A 19,554-nucleotide genomic window follows, 5' to 3' on the forward strand; every position below is an offset into this window, starting at 1 on the left:
CGCCGCTTGCGCGGCCCGCCAGGCCCGCCCGGCGGGCGAGAGCGGGCCGCGCAAGCGGTCGCGGCAGGGTGGGCACGTGGCGTGCTCGCCCTGGGGGGTCTCCACGTCCGGTACCCCACCATGTCGCGCATCCCCCTCGTTTCCGGCCTGGCCCGGCGTCCCTACCGAACGCACCCGTCGATGACCCAACCCGCCAACGAACATCAACCCGCGCCGGCCGACGAGCAGGCGCTGAAGACCCACACCGACCGGCGCCAGCTGCATCAGATCATCGCCGGGCTGACCGAGGGCGTGATCCTGGTCGAGCCCGACCAGCGCATCGTCTGGGCCAACGAGGCCGCGCTCGCGATGCACGGGGTGGCCACGCTCGCCGAGCTCGGCGCCGACGTGACCGAATACCGCGAGCGCTTCCGGCTGCGCGACACCAACCACGACCCGGTGCGGCAGGGCCAGTATCCGATCGACCGGGTGATCAGCGGCGAGCAGTTCAGCGACGTGACGGTGGAGGTGGAGGCGGCCGCCGACGAATCGCAGCGCTGGGTGCACCGGATTCGCAGCCTGGTGCTGACCAACGCGGCCGGCGAGCCCGACTGTCTCGCGCTGGTGCTGCACGACGCCACCGAGTGGGCCAGCGCCGAGCAGCGCTTCGAGCGCACCTTCAACGCCAACCCCTCGCCGGCCGCGATCTGCCGGCTCAGTGATTTCCGCTACGTGAAGGTGAACCAGGGCTTCCTCGACATGACGCGCCATGCGCTCGACGACGTGATCGGCCGCTCGGTCTACGAGCTCGACGTGTTCGATCGCGCCGAGCATCGCGAGCTGGCCGTCGAGCGGCTCGGCGAGGGCATGACGATCCCGCCGATGGAGGCGCTGCTGCGCACCGCCGACGGCGGCGACCACGCCGTGATCGTGTCCGGCCAGCCGATCGACCTGGGCGACGACGCCTGCATGCTGTTCACGTTCACCGACCTGGAGCCGCGCAAGCAGGCCGAGATGGCGCTGCGCCAGAGCGAGGAGCGCTTCGCCAAGGCGTTCCGGATGGCGCCCGTGGCGATGGCGATGCTGACCGCCGAGCGCTTCGAGATCCTCGACCTGAACGACGCGTTCGTCGCGATGACGGGCCACGAGCAGGGCGAACTGCTCGGCCGCGCGGCCGACGAGATCGGCCTGTGGGCCGACCCCGGCGCGCTGCGCGAGATCGCGGCGGCGCTGGAGGGCGAGGCCGTGGTGCGCATGCGCGACGTGCAGGTGACGACGCGCGACGGCGACCTGCGCGACTGCGTGGTGTCGGCCGACGCGGTGGCGATCCACGGCCAGGACTGCATTCTGATGGCGCTGCTCGACATCAGCGAGCGCAAGCGCACCGAGATGGAACTGATCCAGGCGATCGAGACGGCCATGCAGGACGCCTCGTGGTTCAGCCGCACGCTGATCGAGAAGCTCGCCAACGTGCGCCGCGCCAAGGCGCCCGATGCCGGCGCGCAGCTCGCCGACCTGACCGCGCGCGAGCGCGACGTGTTCGACCTGCTCTGCCACGGGCTGCCCGACAAGGAAATCGCGAACCGGCTCGGCCTCGCGCCGAACACGGTGCGCAACCACGTCGCCACGATCTACACCAAGCTCGACGTGCACAGCCGCGGCGAGGCGATCGTCTGGGCGCGCGAGCGCGGCATCGTCGGCGCCGATCCGGGGGCGGCAAACCCCGCCGAGGCGGCGCCGAAAGCGGCATCGAAGTCCGGCCGCACGCCGCGCAGACCGGCGCGAAAATGAAGGCAAATCGAATCGATCGGGAAATATTCTTGAAAAAAATACCGGGGCGGCCGGTGCGAATGCACTAGCGGCGCTGGCCCATCTGCACCTGCCGCGACGCGCGCGGCGGCGCGATCATGGTGACTCCCGGCTCGCGGCCCACGGCCAGCGTGGCCGGTTCCCCCGACGAATCTCTCGAAGGAGTCGACCATGGACAAGAACCGAATCGACGGCAAGCTCAAGCAGGTGAAGGGCTCGGTGAAGGAAGCGCTCGGCAAGCTGACGGGCGACCGCAAGACCGAGGCGGAAGGCGTGGCCGAGAAGACCCAGGGCAAGCTGCAGGAGAAGGCAGGCCAGACCGCCGACGCGATCCGCAAGCACTCGAAGCTGCACTGAGGCGGTTTTGACCCGTTGCCGGCCCGGCGCCCGCCCGCCGGGCGGGCAGGGCCGCACGGCTCACGCCCCGCCGCGCCATCTCGCGCGGCGGGGCGTTTTCGCATCGGGCGGGGCGCTCCCGGCCGCGGCGGCGGCAGACGCGAGCGGGCGCTTGCCGGCCGCGCGGCCTGTCGCGTAGAATCCGCGCTGCGGAGATGGCATGCCTCCGCCCCCAACCGCCGCTCAGCCGGCTGATGATGCCTACGGATTCCTGGGAACAGGAGGTCGTGGGCCGTCTTGATCGCAAGCGTCGTCCTGCCGCCCGGGTTTGATGTCCTGTCGAACCTGAACACCATGAAAGCTTTGAAAACCGTCGAGCAGTTCGCGATGCTGCGCGCGCTCGGCCGCTGGCTCGCCCTGTCGTCCGGGGTCGGCGCGCTGGCCGGCAGCGCGTCGGCGCTGTTCCTCCAGCTGCTCGACCTGGCCACCGGCACGCGGCTCGCGCATCCGTGGCTGCTGGCGCTGCTGCCTGCGGCCGGCTTCGCCACCGGCTGGTTCTACCTGCGCTTCGGCAGCGCGGTGGAGGGCGGCAACAACCTGCTGATCGACGAGATCCACGATCCCGCGCGCGCGGTGCCGACGCGCATGGCGCCGCTGGTGATGCTCGCCACCGTCGTCACGCATCTGTTCGGCGGCTCGGCGGGCCGCGAGGGCACCGCCGTGCAGATGGGCGGCGCGCTCGCCGAGCGCCTCGCGCGGCTGCTGCGCGTGCAGGCCGAGACGCGCCGCATCCTGCTGATGGCCGGCATCGCCGCCGGTTTCTCGTCGGTGTTCGGCACGCCGCTGGCGGGCGCCGTGTTCGGCCTGGAGGTGCTGGCGATCGGGCGCCTGCGCTACGACGCGCTGCTGCCGTGCGTGGCCGCCGCGATCGTCGCCGACGCGGTGTGCCGATGGTGGGGCATCCATCATCCGCTCTATCCCGTGCCGTTCGTGCCGGCGCTGAGCCTGGCCACCGCGGCCTCGGCGATCATCGCGGGCCTCGCCTTCGGCGTGGTGGGCATGCTGTTCGCCGACGCCACGCACGCGCTCGGCGCGCGGTTCAAGCGCTGGATTCCCTACGCACCGCTGCGGCCCGTGGCGGGCGGCGCGCTGGTGGCGCTGGCGGGCGGCGCGCTCGCGGTGCCGCAGTACCTCGGGCTCGGCATTCCCACCATCGAGGCCGCTTTTCGCGGGCCGTTGCCGGTCTACGAGTTCGCCGGCAAGTTCGCGTTCACGTTGGTCACGCTCGCCTCGGGCTTCAAGGGCGGCGAGGTCACGCCGCTGTTCTACATCGGCGCGACGCTCGGCAACGCGCTTTCGCACCTGCTCGCGCTGCCGCTGCCGGTGCTGGCCGGGCTCGGCTTCGTGGCCGTGTTCGCCGGCGCGGCCAACACCCCGATCGCCTCGACGATCATGGCCATCGAACTGTTCGGCGCGCCGATCGGCGTGTTCGCGGCGCTCGCCTGCGTGGTGGCCTATCTGTTCTCGGGGCATACCGGCATCTATCGCGCGCAGCGCATCGGCCATGCGAAGTATCCGTGGCTCGACGCGAGCGGGCGGCTCGCCGATCTGGCGGCGCGGCGCGTGGCGACGAGGCGCGAGCGCGACCCGGCGGGTTGAGCGCGCGAGCCGGCGCAACGGTCGAGCCGTGGCGCGGCCTCACCGCCTGGGTCTGCTGTTCTTCCCGGCGGCTGGCAGCGTGCGCGGCGGCGCGGCGGGCCCGGAAAAGAGCTTCGCGATGACTTCGCGCAGCCATCGATTGCCGTCGTCCTGATGCACGCGGGTATGCCAGAAAAGATGAATCGGGGCGCGGGGCATCGCCGCCGGAAGTGGCCGTATTGCCAGCGAGAACGGCTCGGCCAGTTGCATCGCCAAACGCTCAGGCACGGTAGCGATCAGATCGCTGCGCTGCAGGATATGTCCCACGCTCATGAAGTGAGGTACGGTCAGCCGGACGTTACGCGCCACGCCGCGGCGCTTCAGCCACGCGTCCACCTGTCCGTGCCCGGTGCCGGCCGATACCACCACGACATGCCCGGCTTCACGCCAGTTCGTCATCGTCAGCGGCGACTTCGCGAGCGGATGCCCCGCCCGGAACACGCACACGTAAGCTTGATCGAACAGCCGGCGCTGGTGGAAGCCCGCCTGCAGCTGGGGAAGCAGCCCGATCGCCAGATCGATCCGGCCTTCGGCCATTTCCTTGCCCAGGTCCGCATGGGTGTCGTGCACCGTGTTGAGCACCATGCGCGGCGCGACCGCCGCCAGGCGCTCGAGCAGGGCGGGCAGAAATACCACTTCGCCGATATCGGTCATGCCGATCGTCACGACGCGCTCGTCATGGGCGGGATCAAAACGCGTCTCGGGATTGAGCGCCGAGTGCAGCATCGAAAGCGCTTGCGCGACGGGCTCCGCCAGCCGCAGGGCGAACGGCGTCGGCACGATGCCGCCGGGGCCGCGCACGAACAGCGGATCGCCGAGCCGGCGGCGCAGCTTGGCGAGCGCGTTGCTGACGCCCGGCTGGCTCATGCCGGTCTGCTCGGCGACCGTCGAGACGCGGCGCGTTTGCATGAGCCGCTGGAACAGCACCAGCAGGTTGAGATCGATGTCGTCCAGTTGCATGCGCCTCGTCGACCGTCCGCTTATTTCATCCGGTGATGCGGTGGATTATCGGTATTTTATTGTGGGATGAGAACCCTGGTCACACAATAGCCGCACGGTGCAGACACCGGGCGAGGCCTCCCACGCGCACGGCATCGCCTCGAACCACGCAAGTCAGACGGAGACACCCCATGACGCAGGACTGGAAAATCGCGATCGTCGGCGCCGGAATCGGCGGGCTGACGCTGGCCATCGCCTTGCGCGAGCACGGTATCGACGCCGATATTTACGAGCAGACGGACGAACTGCGGGAGGTCGGCGCGGCGGTCGCCTTGTCCTCGAATGCGACACGCTTCTACGACCACATGGGATTGCGTCCGGCCTTCGACGGCATCTGCGCCGAGATTCCGGCGCTGGTGTTCCGGGACGGACGCAGCGGCGCCGTGATCGGCCACCATCGAGGCAGCCCCGACTATCGCCGCGAATTCGGCGGCTCGTACTGGGGCGTCCATCGTGCCGATCTGCAAGCAGTCCTGTCGAGCGCGGTCGGTCTCGACCGCATCCATCTCGGCTGCCGCCTGGCCGGCATCGCGCAGCAGGCGGATCACGTCAGCCTGACGTTCGAAAACGGCCGGCATGTCGACGCGGAGCTCGTCATCGGCGCAGACGGCGCCCGTTCGCTGACGCGCCGCTGGATGCTGGGCTACGACGACGTGCTCTATTCGGGATGTTCGGGCTTTCGCGGCATCGTGCCCGCCGATCTGCTCGACCGCCTGCCCACACCGGAAGCGATCCAGTTCTGGGTCGGAGCGGGCGGGCATCTGCTGCACTATCCCATTGGCGACCGCGGCGACCAGAACTTCCTTCTGGTGGAGCGGCACCCGTCGCCCTGGCCGAGCCGGGAATGGATCATGCCGGCCCGGGAAGGCGAGCAGTTCGCCCGCTTCAGCGACTGGCACCCGGCGGTGACGCAGATGATAACGGCCGTGCCGATCAGCCAGCGCTGGGGGCTCTTCCATCGTCCGCCGCTGGGCAAGTGGAGCCAGGGGCGGGTGACGCTGATCGGCGACGCGGCGCACGCGCTGGTCCCGCATCATGGACAGGGGGCCAACCAGTCCATCGAGGACGCCATGGTGCTGGCCGAGCAACTGGCCAGGTCGGGGCCCGGGAACTGGCGGGAAGCGCAGGCCGCCTACGAGCGACTCAGACGTGGGCGTACCCGCAAGGTTCAGTACGCGTCGATTACCGCTGCGGACGTGCTGCATCTGCCCGACGGCCCGGCCGCGGAGGCGCGCAATGCCCGCCTCCGCGATCGTGACCGCGTGTTCCGGCATCTCGACTGGATTCACGATTTCGACGCGCTGAAGCAGGAGCCCAGCGATCGCCAAGGAGGGACCTGGCTTTAACGGCACCCGGATCGTCACGCGCCCGGCATACCCATGACGGACGTGCCAATGCGTGCCAATGCGTACCAATTCGTGGCAAGACGGTTTCGTGCACGGCCGACACGTCGGGAGCGGCGCCGGCGAGGTCCGCAGCTCGCCCGTCGGCCCTGAACGTGTCAGCGAATCGGACATGCGCTGTCGGGTTGGTTGACACTCCGCCCCCCTTCCACCGCTCGATGCCTTGCGCCGGCGGGCGGTCCGGCGTGGCATGGCCTTTGCGACGCATGCCTCGTTACGTGACCGCTCCGATACCTTCTAACCGAGGACATGCGACATGCGTTGGACCGACCCCACCGGCTTTCCCGAAACACGCGGCAAGGCCGCGCGCTGCCTGCTCAACCCGCACGGCGAACCCGCCGGCGAGCCGCAGGCGCACCGGCGGGCCTGTGCCTGGCCGACGGAGGCGGCGCCATGTTGAGATGGGTGCATTTCGGGGATCTTCATGCCTCGAGCGACGACGGCTACGAGAGCCTCGACCATCTCAGGTCGATGATTCGCCTGGTGAATCAAGGCCTGTCCGACCGGGTCGATTTCGCGTTCCTGCCGGGCGACAACGCGAACAACGGAACGCCGGAGCAGTTCCGGCGAATCTCCGCCGAATTGTCGGCGCTGAGGCTGCCGATCTACGTGATTCCCGGCGATCACGATTACGAGCCGGGCAATCTGGACGCGTTCAATGCGTTCGCCCAGGCCCGGTTGCCGGCATCGCGCGTCCTGAATGGCCATCGGTGCATCTTTCTGGACCTCGTCTCGGCGGGGCGCGGCGGCCCCGACTTCCGGCTCTCGGCTCCGGACCGCCAATGGCTCGAACGGGAGCTGGCCTGCTGCGCCCAGGATCGCGAGCCGCCTGCCGTCTTCATGCATGCTTATCCCGGCGACGTCGGCGACGGGCCGGCGCTGGCGGAGGCATTCGCACGCGCCAAGGTGGCCGTGGTGGACACCGGGCACACCCACTACAACGAGCTGCTCAACGACGGCTTCGTGATCTATGCGGCGACGCGGTCCACCGGGCAGATAGAGGAGGACGGCGGCCGGCCTGGCTTCTCGGTGGCAGCGGTGGACGGCGGCGTGGTGAGCTGGAAGTTTCATCCGCTCGATGCGGCCTGGCCTTTCGTCATGATTACGCGGCCATCCGACCGGCGGCTGCAGCGCGGCCTGCCGACGGAGGCGGCGCACCGGCCTGGCGTTCGCGTGCTGGTGTCGAATCACGACATCGTGTCCGTCAGCGGCGAACTGGACGGCATCCCGTTCGAGTGTTCGCCGAGCCTCACCGAAGCGGGGATCTGGCAGGCCACGCTGCCCGCGGTCCAGGCGAGCGACCCGATACCGTTGACCGTGACGGCGCGTGCGGCCGACGGGCGAAGCGGCGAGGATTCGATCACCCTGAGGGCCGGCGGCCCGGCGGGCGGGTGCGTCGAGCGCCCGGCCCCGCTCGGCACCGACGCGCACGTGGTCGAACCGTGGCCGGAGCATGGCCTGCTCGGCTCGCAGCTGGGGCCCAACAAGAACGGACGCCATTGGTGAAACATGACTGCTCTGTATGCGCTCGAAGGATTGAATTTTTTCATGGCCGATGTGCAGGCGGGCATCGGGCCTTTCCTCGGCGTCTTTCTTCAGGCGAACGGCTGGCATCCGCAGATGATCGGCACCGTCATGACGCTCGGCGGCATCGCCGGCATGCTCGCGACTTCGCCGGCGGGCGCGTTCGTCGATGCCACGCATCATAAGCGCGGCGTCATCGTCATCGCCGGATCGATGACGACGCTGGCGTCGCTCGTGCTGTGGTTCTCGCACGGTTACTGGATGGTGGCCGCCTCGCAGGTCTTCACGGCCGTGACGGGTGCCGCGCTGGGTCCGGCGGTAGCGGGCGTGACGCTCGGAATGGTTCGCGAGCAAGGCTTCGACCGGCAGTTTGGCCGCAACCAGGTGGCCAATCACGCGGGCAACGTTATCGGCGCCGCGCTCTCCGGTTGGCTCGGCTGGCGGTACGGCTTCGGCGCGGTGTTTGCGCTCGTCGGCGTGTTCGGCGTCCTGACCATCGTGTCGGCGCTGCTGATCCGCCGCGAGGCCATCGATCACGACAGCGCACGCGGCCTGGGCGGCGCGACGGCGGGACCGCCCGGGCACGCGCAAGCGAGCGGCTTTCGCGTCCTGGCAACGTGCCGCCCGCTGCTGCTGCTCGCCGCCGCGCTCGCCATGTTTCACCTTGGCAATGCCGCGATGCTTCCGCTTTACGGCCTCGCGGTGGTCGCCGCGCATCAGGGCAATCCCAGCGCGTTGACCGCGCAGACCATCGTGGTCGCGCAACTGGTGATGGTCGTGGCCGCGTGTTTCGCGAACCGGCTGATTCAACGGATCGGCTATTGGCGCGTGATACTCGTCACCTTTCTGGCGTTGCCGCTGCGCGGACTGGTGGCCGCGATGTTCATCACCGCCTGGGGCGTATGGCCGGTACAGGTGCTCGACGGCATTGGCGCGGGCCTGCAGAGCGTGGCGGTGCCCGCCCTGGTGGTGCGGCTGCTGCAAGGAACCGGACGGGTCAACGTCGGGCAGGGCGTGGTCATGACCGTGCAGGGCATGGGCGCCGCGCTCAGTCCTGCGCTGGGCGGCGTGCTCGCCCAGCATTTCGGTTACGCGAGCGCCTTTCTCGTGCTGGGCGCCGTGTCGATGGGATCACTCGCGCTCTGGCTGCCGTTTAGCGCATCCCTCAAAAAAGCTTGCGGCATTCGCCGCGACGTCATTGAAGATGGCCCTCTGACCACATGAATCCAACTTTCCTCGCATGGGGCATTGCGCTCGCCGCGACGGCCGGCGTCATCCTGCGGCCGTTCCGCTGGCCCGAAGCGATCTGGGCCGTGCTCGGCGCGCTGATGCTGGTCGTGCTCGGGCTGCTGCCCGCGAAGCTCGCGTGGCAGGCGGTGGGCAAGGGCACGGACGTCTATCTTTTCCTGATCGGCATGATGCTGCTCTCGGAGCTTGGACGCAGCGAAGGCCTGTTCGACTGGGTCGCGGTCCATGCCGTCAATCTGGCCCGGGGATCGCCGCGCAGGCTCTTCCTGCTGGTGTATCTGGTGGGTGTCGTGGTGACGACGTTCCTGTCCAACGACGCGGCCGCCGTGGTTCTCACGCCGGCGGTGTTCGCCGCCGCGAGAAAGGCGCAAACGAAGGCGCTGCCCTTGGTCTATGTCTGCGCATTCATCGCCAACGCGGCGAGTTTCGTCCTGCCGATCTCGAACCCCGCCAATCTCGTGCTCTATGCCAACCACACGCCGGCGCTCGGTTCGTGGGTGGCACGCTTCGCCTTGCCTTCGGTGCTTGCGATTGTCGCCACGTTCCTGATGTTGCGCTGGACGCAGCGGGCCAGTCTCGGTGGTGCGTGCGCGCGCGACTTGCCGGTGGAAGCGCTCGGCGCGAACGGCAAGCTCACGCTGGCGAGCATCGGCGTGACGGCGGTGGCGCTGCTCGTAGTCTCGGCCTTCGATCTGCCGCTCGGTCTGCCCACCGCGGTTCTCGGCATGCTCACCGCGCTGGTCGTGCTGATCAAGAAGCGGCAGTCGCCGCTCGAGCTCGTCGGCGAGATATCCTGGAGCGTGCTGCCGCTCGTCGCCGGTCTCTTCGTGCTGGTCGAGATGCTTGACCATACGGGCGTGATTCGCGAACTCTCCGGCTGGCTGGAGCAGGCTACGCGTCAGAATGCGTCGATCACGGCGGCCTCGGCCGGGCTGGTCATTGCCTTCGGAAGCAACGCGATCAACAACCTGCCTGCCGGACTGATCGCGAGCGCGACGGCGTTGCAGGCGCACGCTCCCGAGCGCGTCATCGACGCGCTGCTGATCGGCGTGGACCTCGGCCCGAATCTGTCGATCACCGGCTCGCTCGCCACCATTCTCTGGCTGTCCGCGATTCGACGGGAAGGCGAAGAAGTGAGCTTCGGGCAGTTTCTCAAGGTCGGTGGGCTCGTCATGCTGCCCGCGCTCGCGCTGGCGCTCGCCAGCCGCCTGCTGATCGGACATTGATGCTACCAACGCACGGAGGTCGGACCAATGAGCCAGGCATGGATCTATCCCTTCATCATTCTGGGCGGCATCCTGCAGGCCGCAGGCGCGCCCGTCAACGGCGAACTCAAGAGGGCGCTCGTCAATCCCTGGCTCGCGTCGGGCGTGTCGTTCCTGCTCGTCACCTTCCTCGCTATCGCCCTGTTCTGGATACGGCCGACGCCGTTGCCGACGCTCGACGACTTACGCAGCATGAAGTGGTGGGCGCCGCTCGGAGGCGTCGTGGGGGCCGTGGCGGTGTTCGCGGGACTGACGCTCGTGCAGAAGGTGGGCGTCGGCACGCTCAATGGCTTGACCATCTGCGCGAATCTGGTGGCATCGGTCGCGATCGATCATTTCGGCCTGCTGGGCGTGGGCGAGCATCCTCTGAGCTGGCTGCGCGCGCTCGGGACGCTGTTGATGGTGGCCGGGGTCGCGCTCGTCATGCGCTTCTGAAGGCCGGCGCCAAGCCGCTTCGGCGCGCTTCGGCGGATGGGCCGCCGGTCATGCCAGCGGCCTGCGATCTGCAGCGCAAGGCCGGCGCAGCCACGGCACGGGCCCGCTGCGGGCCGGGCGATCGCCAACTCGCAGCGCGCCGGCGCAGGCGCCCGGCCGGAGGCCGCGCTCAGCCCGCGCGGCCGGCGCGGCCCTGGACCGGCCGGTGCGGCGCGGCCGCGTCGCGCGCGCTGCCGGTCCGCGCCGGCAGCGCGCGCCAGGCGAACCAGGCGAGCGCGCCGAGCGCCGGGAACACCAGCACGCTGCCCTCGGGGCCGACCGTGCCGCCACTGAGCCAGACCGGCCCCACCGCGTGGCTTTCGAGCAGGCTCTGGGCCGGTATCAGGCCGCTGGTGGGCGCACCGAACAGGAACGACTCGGCCCAGTCCCAGGTCGCATGCATGCCGAATACCCACCAGAGCGAGCCGGTGCGCCAGATCGCGAGGCTGGCGACGAAGCCGTAGATCACCGTCGGCACGATGCCGCCGAGGTTCTCGCCGTGATTGGAAATGTGCGAGAGGCCGAACGCGAGCGAGGTCAGCACGGCGGCCACGGCCGGATGCGTGCCGCGCGCGAGCCGGAAGAACACGTAGCCGTGAAACGCGAGTTCCTCGGCGGCGGCCAGCAGCGCGAACACGAGCGCCCAGGTCAGGCCCGCTCCGAGCGCGGCCGCGAAGCTGCCGCCCGAATAGGTCAGCGTGGTGCCGCCCGTGACCACCAGCAGCGCCATGATCGCCGAGACGGCGATGAGCCCGCACAGGCCGCCAAGCAGCAGATGCCGGGCGCGGTCGGAGGCCTGCAGGCCGAAATCGAGCCACGAGCGCCCGTCGACGCGGCTCATCACGCGCGTGGCGATCAGCACCGCGCCGCCCATCGCGAGCTCGAATAAGAACTGATGGCCCGCCTTGAGATTGCCCTGCAGCCGGAACGGCAGATCGAAACGCGCGGCGGCCAGATCGGCCAGCGCCAGCAGGGCGGCCACGATCGCCGCGTAGAGCAGTGCCGCCCAGCCGCTGCGCAGCCCGGCGGGGCCGAACCACAGATCGCGGAACCGGGGCCGCGGAGCGACGCAGGATCGGTCGATGTGCGAGAGGTCTTTCACCGGGTAGGTCCTCGTTCCTTGTGATGGCGCCAGCCAACGGATCGCCGGGTGCGTTGTAGGCGAATTGAAGGCCGTTCGATGCACGCCAGCGAATTTTCGTGATTATGTGGATCATCGGCGCCGAATGGTATAGCCGCGTCGGTGCGTGAGGAACCGCCTTGCATGCGACACGTTGCACGCCGCGCGCGGCGGCCGCCCTGGCGGGCGGGTTGCACGGGCCGGCACGCCCGCCTCGCGGGCCGTGCGGTGTGCACAAAACGACACAAAACTCGCAGCGCCCGCAGGCCGACGGCGGCGCGCGGCCGTACCCGCCGTGCCTGCGTGCGGCGGCATCGACGGCTTGTTGAAAGGTTTGGGGCGACCCGCGAAAGCGGGCCGAAAAAAAGACGTGGCGGCGAGCGCTGCCCGCCGCCACGCCGTGCCGTGCCGGGTCCCGAGTGCCGCTCCGGGCGGCCTGGCGGTGCCCGTCGACGCCGCTCGAGCGGCGCCGCTAGGCGATACGGCTATGACGCGCTACGAAGCGTCGAGCGCCGCATCGCGCGCGCCGTTGCCGTGCTCGTGCGCGTCGTGCGCCGGCGCGCGCAGCGCGTCGATGCCGTAGCCGCCCGTCTGCTCGATCAGCCCCTTCGCGAGTTCGAGCGCCTGCTGCTCGAACAGGCGCCGGTAGGCGCCGCCCTCGATGCGGATCAGCGCGTCGTGGTTGCCTTCCTCGATCACGCGGCCGTGGTCGAGCACCAGCAGGCGATCGAGCGAGCGCACCGTCGACAGCCGGTGCGCGATGACGATCGTGGTGCGCCCCTCCATCAGCCGTTCCATCGCGTGCTGGATCAGCCGCTCGCTTTCGCTGTCGAGGCTGGAGGTGGCCTCGTCGAGGATCAGCACCCGCGCATCGGCCAGGAACGCGCGCGCGATCGCCACGCGCTGGCGCTCGCCGCCCGACAGCTTCACGCCGCGCTCGCCCACCAGCGTGTCATAGCCGTCCGGCAGCGCCGTGATGAAGCCGTGCGCGCTCGCCAGCTTGGCCGCGCGCACGATCTCCTCGCGCGAGGCGTCGGGACGCGCGTAGGCGATGTTGTCGGCGAGCGACCGGTGGAACAGCACCGGCTCCTGCTGGACGATCGCGATGCGGCTGCGCAGCGAGGCCTGCGTGACCCGCGCGATGTCCTGGCCGTCGATCGTGATGCGCCCGCCGTCCACGTCGTAGAGCCGCTGGATCAGCTTGATGAACGAGGTCTTGCCCGAGCCCGAGTGGCCGACCAGCCCGATCCGCTCGCCCGCCGCGATGCGCAGCGAGAAGTCGGAATAGAGCGGGGCGCTGCTTGCGCCGTAGCGGAACGTGACGTGCTCGAAGCGGATCTCGCCGCGCGTGATCTCGATCGGCGGCGCGCCGGGCGCGTCGTCGATGCCGAGCGGCTGGCTGTCGAGCGCGACCAGTTCCTCCATGTCGTTGACCGAGCGCTGCAGGTTGCGGATATGCATGCCGATGTCGCGCAGGTAGCCCTGCAGCATGAAGAACATCGTCAGCGCGAACGCGATGTCGCCCACGCTCGCGCGATCGTGCGTCCAGAGCCACAGCGCGCTGCCGAGCATGGCCGCCTGCATCAGCACCAGCAGGCTGGCCTGTGCGCAGCCGCTCAGCGTGCCGCGCAGCCAGGTGCGCCGCGTGCGCTGCCGCCATTTGCCGATCACGCGGCCGATCCGCGCCTCCTCGCGCGTCTCGGCGCCGAACGCCTTGACCACCGCATTGCAGCTGACCGAATCGGCGAGCGCGCCGCCCAGCCGCGTGTCCCAGGCGTTGCCGAGCCGCGCGGCCGGCGCGATCAGTCCCAGCGAGAGCGAGACGGTCGCGGCGATGAACAGCAGCGAGCCCACGCCCACCACCAGCCCCATCACCGGCCAGCGCAGGCCGAGCAGCAGCGTCGCGCCGGCCAGCATCACCACCGACGGCAGCAGCGCGATCAGCAGCGTGTCGTTGAGCAGGTCGATCGCCCACATGCCGCGCGTGATCTTGCGGACCGTGGAGCCGGCAAAGCTGTTGGCATGCCAGTCGGTGGAGAAGCGCTGCACGCGGTGGAACGCGCCCGCCGCCACCTCGCTCATCATGCGCAGCGTCAGCGCGATCAGGTTCATGAACATCACCTGGTGCAGCAGCGCGCCCGCCACGCCCAGCGCGACGAGTGCCGCGAACGCGTGCAGCGCGGCAGCCAGGGCGGCGGCGCGGTCGGCGAGGCCGAGCGAGATGGCATCGACCAGGCGGCCCGCGAACATCGGGGTGAGCACGTCGCAGAGCGCCGCGAGCAGCGCGAACAGCGTGACGCCGGTAAAGCGCAGCGGCTGTTCGCGCCAGCGGCGGAACGTGAAGCCGAGCACGTCGTTGAACGGCCGGTTGCCGTGACGATCGGTAGATTGAGTCATATGTCTTGTGGTCCGGCCGCCTCGTGAGCGCCGGACGGGTTCGATGTCGGTGACCAATGGATCGTCGGTTCCGCATGCTGCGCCGCCATGGCGGCGCGGCGAGGGCGAGCCAAGCCGGAAAGCAGGCTCGCGCCCGGCGGCACGCGCGGAACAGGAACAGCGGACGATCGGGAAAAACAGGCGGCAGGCTTCGGTGGCCGGCCGCCGGCAGCGGACCTAGACGGCGCCGTGCCGCATGCCGTTCAGGAAGGCACTATGCGATGGCAGCTTGAGCATCTCGACCTCCCTTGAACGCGAATGGATGGAGCGTGGATCGACACGAAACGGGCGGGCGCCCGCTGCGCAGGAGGGCGAATCATCGCCCGTCGCGTATTCTAAGCACAGCCGCGCGGCCTTGCCAAGCTTGCGCCGCAAGCGGTGTTGCCGAAGCGAGACGCGGGAGGGCGCGATCCGAGCGGGGCGGACTTGGCGGTGGACGGCGCCGCCGGCCGCCTGGTTTGGCACGGGCCGCCCCGCCGCGTCGCCGGGATCGAAGTCGGGCTGCATCGGGGGCGCGTTCTTGCCCAGCGCACGGGCTGGAGCTGTCCGCGCCCGGCGGCTGCCGCTCAGCGCAGCGTCGTCTCGATCCGCGTGCCGCGCTTGAGGAACAGCGTGACGGGCGTTTTCTCGCCGATCTCGCCAAGCCGCGCGCGCTGCGCCGCGTCGAGCGCGTCGCCCTCGATCGTGATGGTGCGGCGCACGTATTGCACGCCGTCGTGGTCCGCGTGCAGTTCCGCGTGCACGTGCAGCGGCACGGCCGGCCAGTCCTTGCGCTGCAGGTACATGCGCAGCGTGGCGGCGGTGCAGGCGCACAGGCTCGCGAGCAGCAGCTCGAACGGCGCCGGGCCGATGCCGCGGCCGCCCTCGCGTTCGGCCTCGTCGCCCTGGAAGCGGTGGGCGCCGGCCTGGATGTCGACCAGGTAGTTCGGCGCATCGGCAGCCATGGCGGCTGCGGCATGGATCAGCGGCATGAGGGGCCTCGATTCGGAAAGCGGACGCGGGCGGGTGCGGGTCCGACAGCGATAGCATAAACGGGTTGCCGCGCGCCTGTCGTCAAGCGCCCGCCGCCCGGCCCCGCAGCCCCGCGCGCGCGGGGCGGCGCGGCGGGCGCCGAGGTCAGGGCAGCCCGTCGCCGCCGCGTGCCGCCTCGCGCACGATCGCGGCCACGCGTTCGCGAAACCAGCGATGCACGCGGTCCGCGTCGCGCGACTCGTGCCAGTAGACATGGATGGCATAGGGCTTCACGCGCAGCGGCAGCGGCTTGACGACGATCGGCAGCAGCCCCGTCATGCGCAGCGCGTAGGAGCGCGGCAGCGTCAGCAGCAGGTCGCCCGCCGCCGCGATCTGGCAGGCGGCGAAATAATGCTGGCAGGTCAGCTGGATGCTCCGGAACTTGCCGTCGGCGGCCAGCAGCACGTCGAGCGAATTCGGCTCGCCGAGCGGCGAAACGCTCACGTGGCGTGCCGCGAAATAGTCGGCGCGGCGCAGCGGCCCGGCCGCGAGCGGATGATCGCGGCGCAGCACCACCACCAGCGCGTCGTCGGCCAGCGCGTCGCGCACCACCTGCGGGCCGGTGGGCACGCGGCGCTCGACCGCGAGGTCGAGCTGACCGCCGGCCAGCTCGCGGCCCAGGTCGGCCAGCGCCACGCGCCGGCTCACCAGCGTGACGCGCGGCGCCTCGCGGGCGAGCCGCTCGGCGAGCTGCGGCAGCGCGATCGATTCGAGCACGTCGCGCACCCCCACCACGAAGCGCTGCTCGACGGTGGCCGGCACGAAGCTGGCCTGCGCGTGGACGGCGGCCTGCAGGCCCTTCAGGTGCCGCTGCACGTCGGCGATCACGGCGCGCGTGCGCTCGGTGGGCGTGACGCGGTTGCCCTGGCGCACGAACAGCGGATCGCCGAAGTGGCTGCGCAGCCGGTTCAGCGCGTGCGTGACGGCCGGCTGCGTCAGATGCAGCGCGCGCGCGGCCGCGCTGATGCCGCCGTGGACGTAGATCGCGTCGAGCACGCGGAACAGGTTCAGGTCGAGGCGCAGGTCGGAACTCACGGGCGGGCGGCGTGGGAAGGCCGCGGCAGCGGCGATTCCGCATATTACTTGCATTGATGTCCCGACATGAAGAACATTCATTTCATCGATCGGATCAATCGGCGTAGGCTGGCGGTCACCCTACCCGGATCGACATCATGGACTTCACGCCCACCGCCCGCAGCCAGGCACTCGCCGAGCGCCTGACCCGCTTCATGCGCGACGAGATCGTGCCCGCCGAGGCCCGCTACGCGGCCGAGCTGACGGGCGGCGCCGACTGGCGGCGCTGGCGCCAGCCGGCCGTGATGGAGGCGCTCAAGCAGAAGGCGCGCTCAGCCGGCCTCTGGAACCTGTTCCTGCCCGAGACCGAACTCGGCGGCGCCGGCCTCACCAATGCCGAATACGCGCCGCTCGCCGAGATCATGGGCCACTCGTTCATCGCGCCCGAGGTGTTCAACTGCAACGCGCCCGACACCGGCAACATGGAAGTGCTGGCGCGCTACGGCAGCGAGCAGCAGCGGCGCGACTGGCTCGCGCCGCTGCTGGCAGGAGAGATCCGCTCGGCGTTCTGCATGACCGAGCCGGACGTCGCCTCGTCGGACGCCACCAACATGCAGGCCACCGCCACGCCCGACGGCGACCAGATCGTGCTGGACGGGCGCAAGTGGTGGTCCACCGGAATCGGCCATCCGCACGCGCGCTTCGCGATCTTCATGGGCCTGACCGACGCGCAGGCCGAGCCGCATCGTCGCCATACGATGGTGATCTGCCCGCTCGACGCGCGCGGCGTGACGATCGAGCGGATGCTGCCGGCCTTCCATCACTACGACGAACCGTCGGGCCACGGCCAGGTGCGCTTCGATCAGGTGCGCGTGCCGGCCTCGAACGTGATCCTCGGGCCGGGCCGCGGCTTCGAGATCGCGCAGGGGCGGCTCGGGCCGGGCCGCATCCACCACTGCATGCGCGCGCTCGGCGCCGCCGAACGCGCGCTGACGCTGCTCTGCACGCGCGCCGCCGAGCGCCGCGCGTTCGGCAAGCCGCTCGCGGCGCTCGGCGGCAATGCCGACATCGTCGCGAACCTGCGCATCGCCATCGACCAGGCGCGGCTCTTGACGCTGAAGGCGGCCTGGACCATCGACACGCAGGGCGTGAAGGCCGCGCTGAGCCTGATCTCGCAGATCAAGGTGGCCGTGCCGGCCGTCGCGCAGCAGGCCGCCGACGCGGCGATCCAGATCCACGGCGGTGCCGGCGTGTCCGACGACGTGCCGCTGACGGCCTTGTATGCCTATGCGCGCGTGCTGCGGCTCGCCGACGGGCCCGACGAGGTCCATCGCGGCGTGGTGGCCAAGCTCGAGATGAAGCGCCAGCTGGCCGAGGCGACCGCGGGGGCGGCGCAATGAGCGCGCCGCTCGACACCGCGCGCGAGGTGCGCGACGAGGACCGGCTCGACGCCGCGCGGCTCGACGCGTTCCTGAAGGCGCAACTGCCGGGCCTGGCCGGCGAGCCGGCGATCCGCCAGTTCCATGGCGGCGCGTCGAACCTGACCTACCTGATCGCCTATCCGGACCGCGAACTCGTGCTGCGCCGCCCGCCCGCCGGCGCGAAGGCCGGCTCCGCGCACGACATGCTGCGCGAGGCGGCGGTGATGGCGGCGCTCGCGCCCGTGTACCCGCGCGTGCCGGCAATCGTCGCGCGCTGCGACGACACGGCCGTGCTCGGCACCGAGTTCTACGTGATGGAGCGCATCGCCGGCGTGATCCTGCGGCGCGATCTGCCGCCCGAGCTCGGGCTCGACGCGGCCGGCGCGCGGCGCCTCTGCGAGCGCTTCGTCGACGGGCTCGTCGAGCTGCACGCGGTGGACGCCTCGGCACCGGCGCTGGCCGCGTTCGGCCGCGGCGAGGGCTACGTGGCGCGGCAGGTGGCCGGCTGGCGAGAACGCTGGCAGCGCGCGCTGACCGACGGCACCGATCCCTGCGAGGACGTGACGCGCTGGCTCGACGCCAAGCAGCCGCGCGACGGCCGGCGCTGCGTGATCCACAACGACTACCGCTTCGACAACGTGGTGCTCGACCCCGCCGACCCGCTGCGCATCGTGGGCGTGCTCGACTGGGAGATGGCCACGCTCGGCGATCCGCTGATGGATCTCGGCGGCTCGCTCGCATACTGGGTGCAGGCCGACGACGAGGCGCCGTTCCGCGCGATGCGGCGCCAGCCCACCCATGCGCCCGGCATGATGACGCGCGCCGAGGTGGTGGCGTATTACGGCGCGCGCACCGGCCTCGACGTGAGCGGCTTCGCGTTCTACGAGGTGTTCGGGCTGTTCCGCCTGATGGGCATCATCCAGCAGATCTACCGCCGCTACGTGCAGGGGCAGACCACCAATCCGGCGTTCGCGGGCTTCGGCGACGCGGTGCGCTACCTGACGCAGCGCTGCCGCGCGCGCATCGGGCAGGGCGAGGGGCGCGCATGAGCGAGATCGTTCTGATCCGCCACGCGCAGGCCAGCTTCGAGGCGGCCGACTACGACCGCCTCTCGCCGCGCGGCGAGGTGCAGGCCGCCAAGCTCGGCGCCTGGATGGCCGCGCGCGGCGCGCGGCCCGCTGCGATCGTCACCGGCACGCTGCGCCGCCATGCGCAGACCGCCACCCTCTGCGCCGCCGCGGCCGGCTGTGCCGACGCGCCGCTGCGCGTGCTGCCGGGCCTCGACGAGCTCGACTCCGACGAACTGATCGCGCGCCACCGCCCCGAGCTGGCCGCGCGCGAGGCGCTGCTGGCCGAACTCGCGCGCGCGGCCGACCCGCGCCGTGCGTTCCAGGCGCTGTTTGCGGGCGCCGTGGCGCGCTGGACCTCGGGCGCGGCCGATGCCGACTATGCGCTCGCCTGGCCCGCGTTCCGCGCCAACGTCCACGCCGCCTGGGAGGCGATCGTGCGCGACGGCGGCGAGCGCGGCGCGGCCGGCGGCGAGACCTGGGTGGTCTCGTCGGGCGGCCCGATCGCGGTAATCGTGGCGGCGCTGGTCGGCGCCGATCCGGCGCGCACCTTCGACTTCGCCTGGCCGCTCGTCAACACCAGCGTGTCGCGCATTCGCGGCGGGCGGCGCGGCGCGCTGCTCGTCACCTACAACGCGTGGCCGCATCTCGACGCGGCGGCCGACGCCGCGCTCGTCACACACCGGTGAGCGCGTAAGCGCTGCCGGCCGAGGTGTTGCGTTACCCGGTTTTCCGTTTTCCTACAGCGAG

Annotated in this window: 17 protein-coding genes and 1 riboswitch; of the genes, 11 read left to right on the forward strand and 6 right to left on the reverse strand. The window is 70.6% G+C overall.

Annotated features, from left to right (window positions below):
- Window positions 1–180: 180 nt before the first annotated feature.
- The 3 genes from KS03_RS05895 to KS03_RS05905 all read left to right on the forward strand — a co-directional run bounded on the left by KS03_RS05895 (window position 181) and on the right by KS03_RS05905 (window position 3,783).
- Entirely contained in the window at window positions 181–1,770 is a 1,590-nt protein-coding gene (locus KS03_RS05895) for a helix-turn-helix transcriptional regulator (protein WP_015877716.1), read from the forward strand.
- 189 nt (window positions 1,771–1,959) lie between these two features.
- Window positions 1,960–2,145 carry a CsbD family protein gene (locus KS03_RS05900; RefSeq protein ID WP_015877715.1) on the forward strand — a complete coding sequence of 62 codons (186 nt, stop codon included), beginning with the start codon at window positions 1,960–1,962 and terminating at the stop codon, window positions 2,143–2,145.
- A 181-nt stretch (window positions 2,146–2,326) separates the two neighbouring features.
- Window positions 2,327–2,395, forward strand: a riboswitch (Fluoride riboswitch).
- 83 nt (window positions 2,396–2,478) lie between these two features.
- On the forward strand, window positions 2,479–3,783 hold the full coding sequence (locus KS03_RS05905) for a voltage-gated chloride channel family protein (protein ID WP_045678796.1): 1,305 nt from the start codon (window positions 2,479–2,481) through the stop codon (window positions 3,781–3,783).
- Between the two features lie 39 nt (window positions 3,784–3,822).
- Here the strand turns inward: KS03_RS05905 and KS03_RS05910 are convergent, their stop codons facing one another.
- Window positions 3,823–4,782 carry a LysR family transcriptional regulator gene (locus tag KS03_RS05910; RefSeq protein ID WP_015877713.1) on the reverse strand — a complete coding sequence of 320 codons (960 nt, stop codon included), beginning with the start codon at window positions 4,780–4,782 and terminating at the stop codon, window positions 3,823–3,825.
- A gap of 170 nt (window positions 4,783–4,952) precedes the next feature.
- Here KS03_RS05910 and KS03_RS05915 point away from each other — a divergent pair, with 170 nt between their 5' ends.
- The 5 genes from KS03_RS05915 (at window position 4,953) to KS03_RS05935 (ending at window position 10,696) form a co-directional block, all read left to right on the forward strand.
- Entirely contained in the window at window positions 4,953–6,167 is a 1,215-nt protein-coding gene (locus KS03_RS05915; RefSeq protein ID WP_015877712.1) for an FAD-dependent monooxygenase, read from the forward strand.
- Between the two features lie 450 nt (window positions 6,168–6,617).
- Window positions 6,618–7,730, forward strand: a complete 1,113-nt coding sequence (locus tag KS03_RS05920) for a metallophosphoesterase family protein (protein ID WP_015877711.1) — start codon at window positions 6,618–6,620, stop codon at window positions 7,728–7,730.
- Between the two features lie 3 nt (window positions 7,731–7,733).
- A complete protein-coding gene (locus KS03_RS05925; RefSeq protein WP_015877710.1) occupies window positions 7,734–8,972 on the forward strand; it encodes an MFS transporter in 1,239 nt (412 codons plus the stop codon).
- Window positions 8,969–10,222 (forward strand): arsenic transporter, encoded by a 1,254-nt coding sequence (locus KS03_RS05930; RefSeq protein WP_015877709.1) that lies wholly within the window; start codon window positions 8,969–8,971, stop codon window positions 10,220–10,222. Before KS03_RS05925 ends, KS03_RS05930 begins: the two co-directional genes overlap by 4 nt.
- Before the next feature lie 27 nt (window positions 10,223–10,249).
- Window positions 10,250–10,696: a DMT family transporter gene (locus KS03_RS05935; protein WP_015877708.1), complete on the forward strand. Its 447-nt coding sequence runs from the start codon at window positions 10,250–10,252 to the stop codon at window positions 10,694–10,696.
- 169 nt (window positions 10,697–10,865) lie between these two features.
- On the opposite strand, the gene KS03_RS05940 is transcribed toward KS03_RS05935, so the two are convergent.
- The 5 genes from KS03_RS05940 to KS03_RS05960 form a co-directional block, all read right to left on the reverse strand.
- On the reverse strand, window positions 10,866–11,819 hold the full coding sequence (locus KS03_RS05940) for a CPBP family intramembrane glutamic endopeptidase (RefSeq protein ID WP_045678797.1): 954 nt from the start codon (window positions 11,817–11,819) through the stop codon (window positions 10,866–10,868).
- Between the two features lie 531 nt (window positions 11,820–12,350).
- Entirely contained in the window at window positions 12,351–14,252 is a 1,902-nt protein-coding gene (locus KS03_RS05945; protein WP_015877706.1) for an ABC transporter ATP-binding protein, read from the reverse strand.
- Between the two features lie 216 nt (window positions 14,253–14,468).
- Entirely contained in the window at window positions 14,469–14,798 is a 330-nt protein-coding gene (locus KS03_RS05950; RefSeq protein WP_035983832.1) for a hypothetical protein, read from the reverse strand.
- A 59-nt stretch (window positions 14,799–14,857) separates the two neighbouring features.
- Complete coding sequence (locus tag KS03_RS05955; protein WP_015877705.1) at window positions 14,858–15,262, reverse strand: OsmC family protein; 405 nt, start codon at window positions 15,260–15,262, stop codon at window positions 14,858–14,860.
- 145 nt (window positions 15,263–15,407) lie between these two features.
- Window positions 15,408–16,337 (reverse strand): LysR family transcriptional regulator, encoded by a 930-nt coding sequence (locus KS03_RS05960; protein ID WP_015877704.1) that lies wholly within the window; start codon window positions 16,335–16,337, stop codon window positions 15,408–15,410.
- A 137-nt stretch (window positions 16,338–16,474) separates the two neighbouring features.
- Here KS03_RS05960 and KS03_RS05965 point away from each other — a divergent pair, with 137 nt between their 5' ends.
- Genes KS03_RS05965 through KS03_RS05975 form a run of 3 tightly spaced genes read left to right on the forward strand, consistent with a single transcriptional unit; the run spans window position 16,475 to window position 19,493 of the window.
- Window positions 16,475–17,716 carry an acyl-CoA dehydrogenase family protein gene (locus KS03_RS05965; RefSeq protein ID WP_015877703.1) on the forward strand — a complete coding sequence of 414 codons (1,242 nt, stop codon included), beginning with the start codon at window positions 16,475–16,477 and terminating at the stop codon, window positions 17,714–17,716.
- On the forward strand, window positions 17,713–18,786 hold the full coding sequence (locus tag KS03_RS05970) for a phosphotransferase family protein (RefSeq protein ID WP_015877702.1): 1,074 nt from the start codon (window positions 17,713–17,715) through the stop codon (window positions 18,784–18,786). The genes KS03_RS05965 and KS03_RS05970 overlap by 4 nt, the downstream gene beginning before the upstream one ends.
- Entirely contained in the window at window positions 18,783–19,493 is a 711-nt protein-coding gene (locus tag KS03_RS05975; RefSeq protein WP_045678735.1) for a histidine phosphatase family protein, read from the forward strand. Before KS03_RS05970 ends, KS03_RS05975 begins: the two co-directional genes overlap by 4 nt.
- Window positions 19,494–19,554: the final 61 nt, after the last annotated feature.

This window comes from Burkholderia glumae LMG 2196 = ATCC 33617 (assembly GCF_000960995.1).
Taxonomy (GTDB): Bacteria; Pseudomonadota; Gammaproteobacteria; order Burkholderiales; family Burkholderiaceae; genus Burkholderia; species Burkholderia glumae.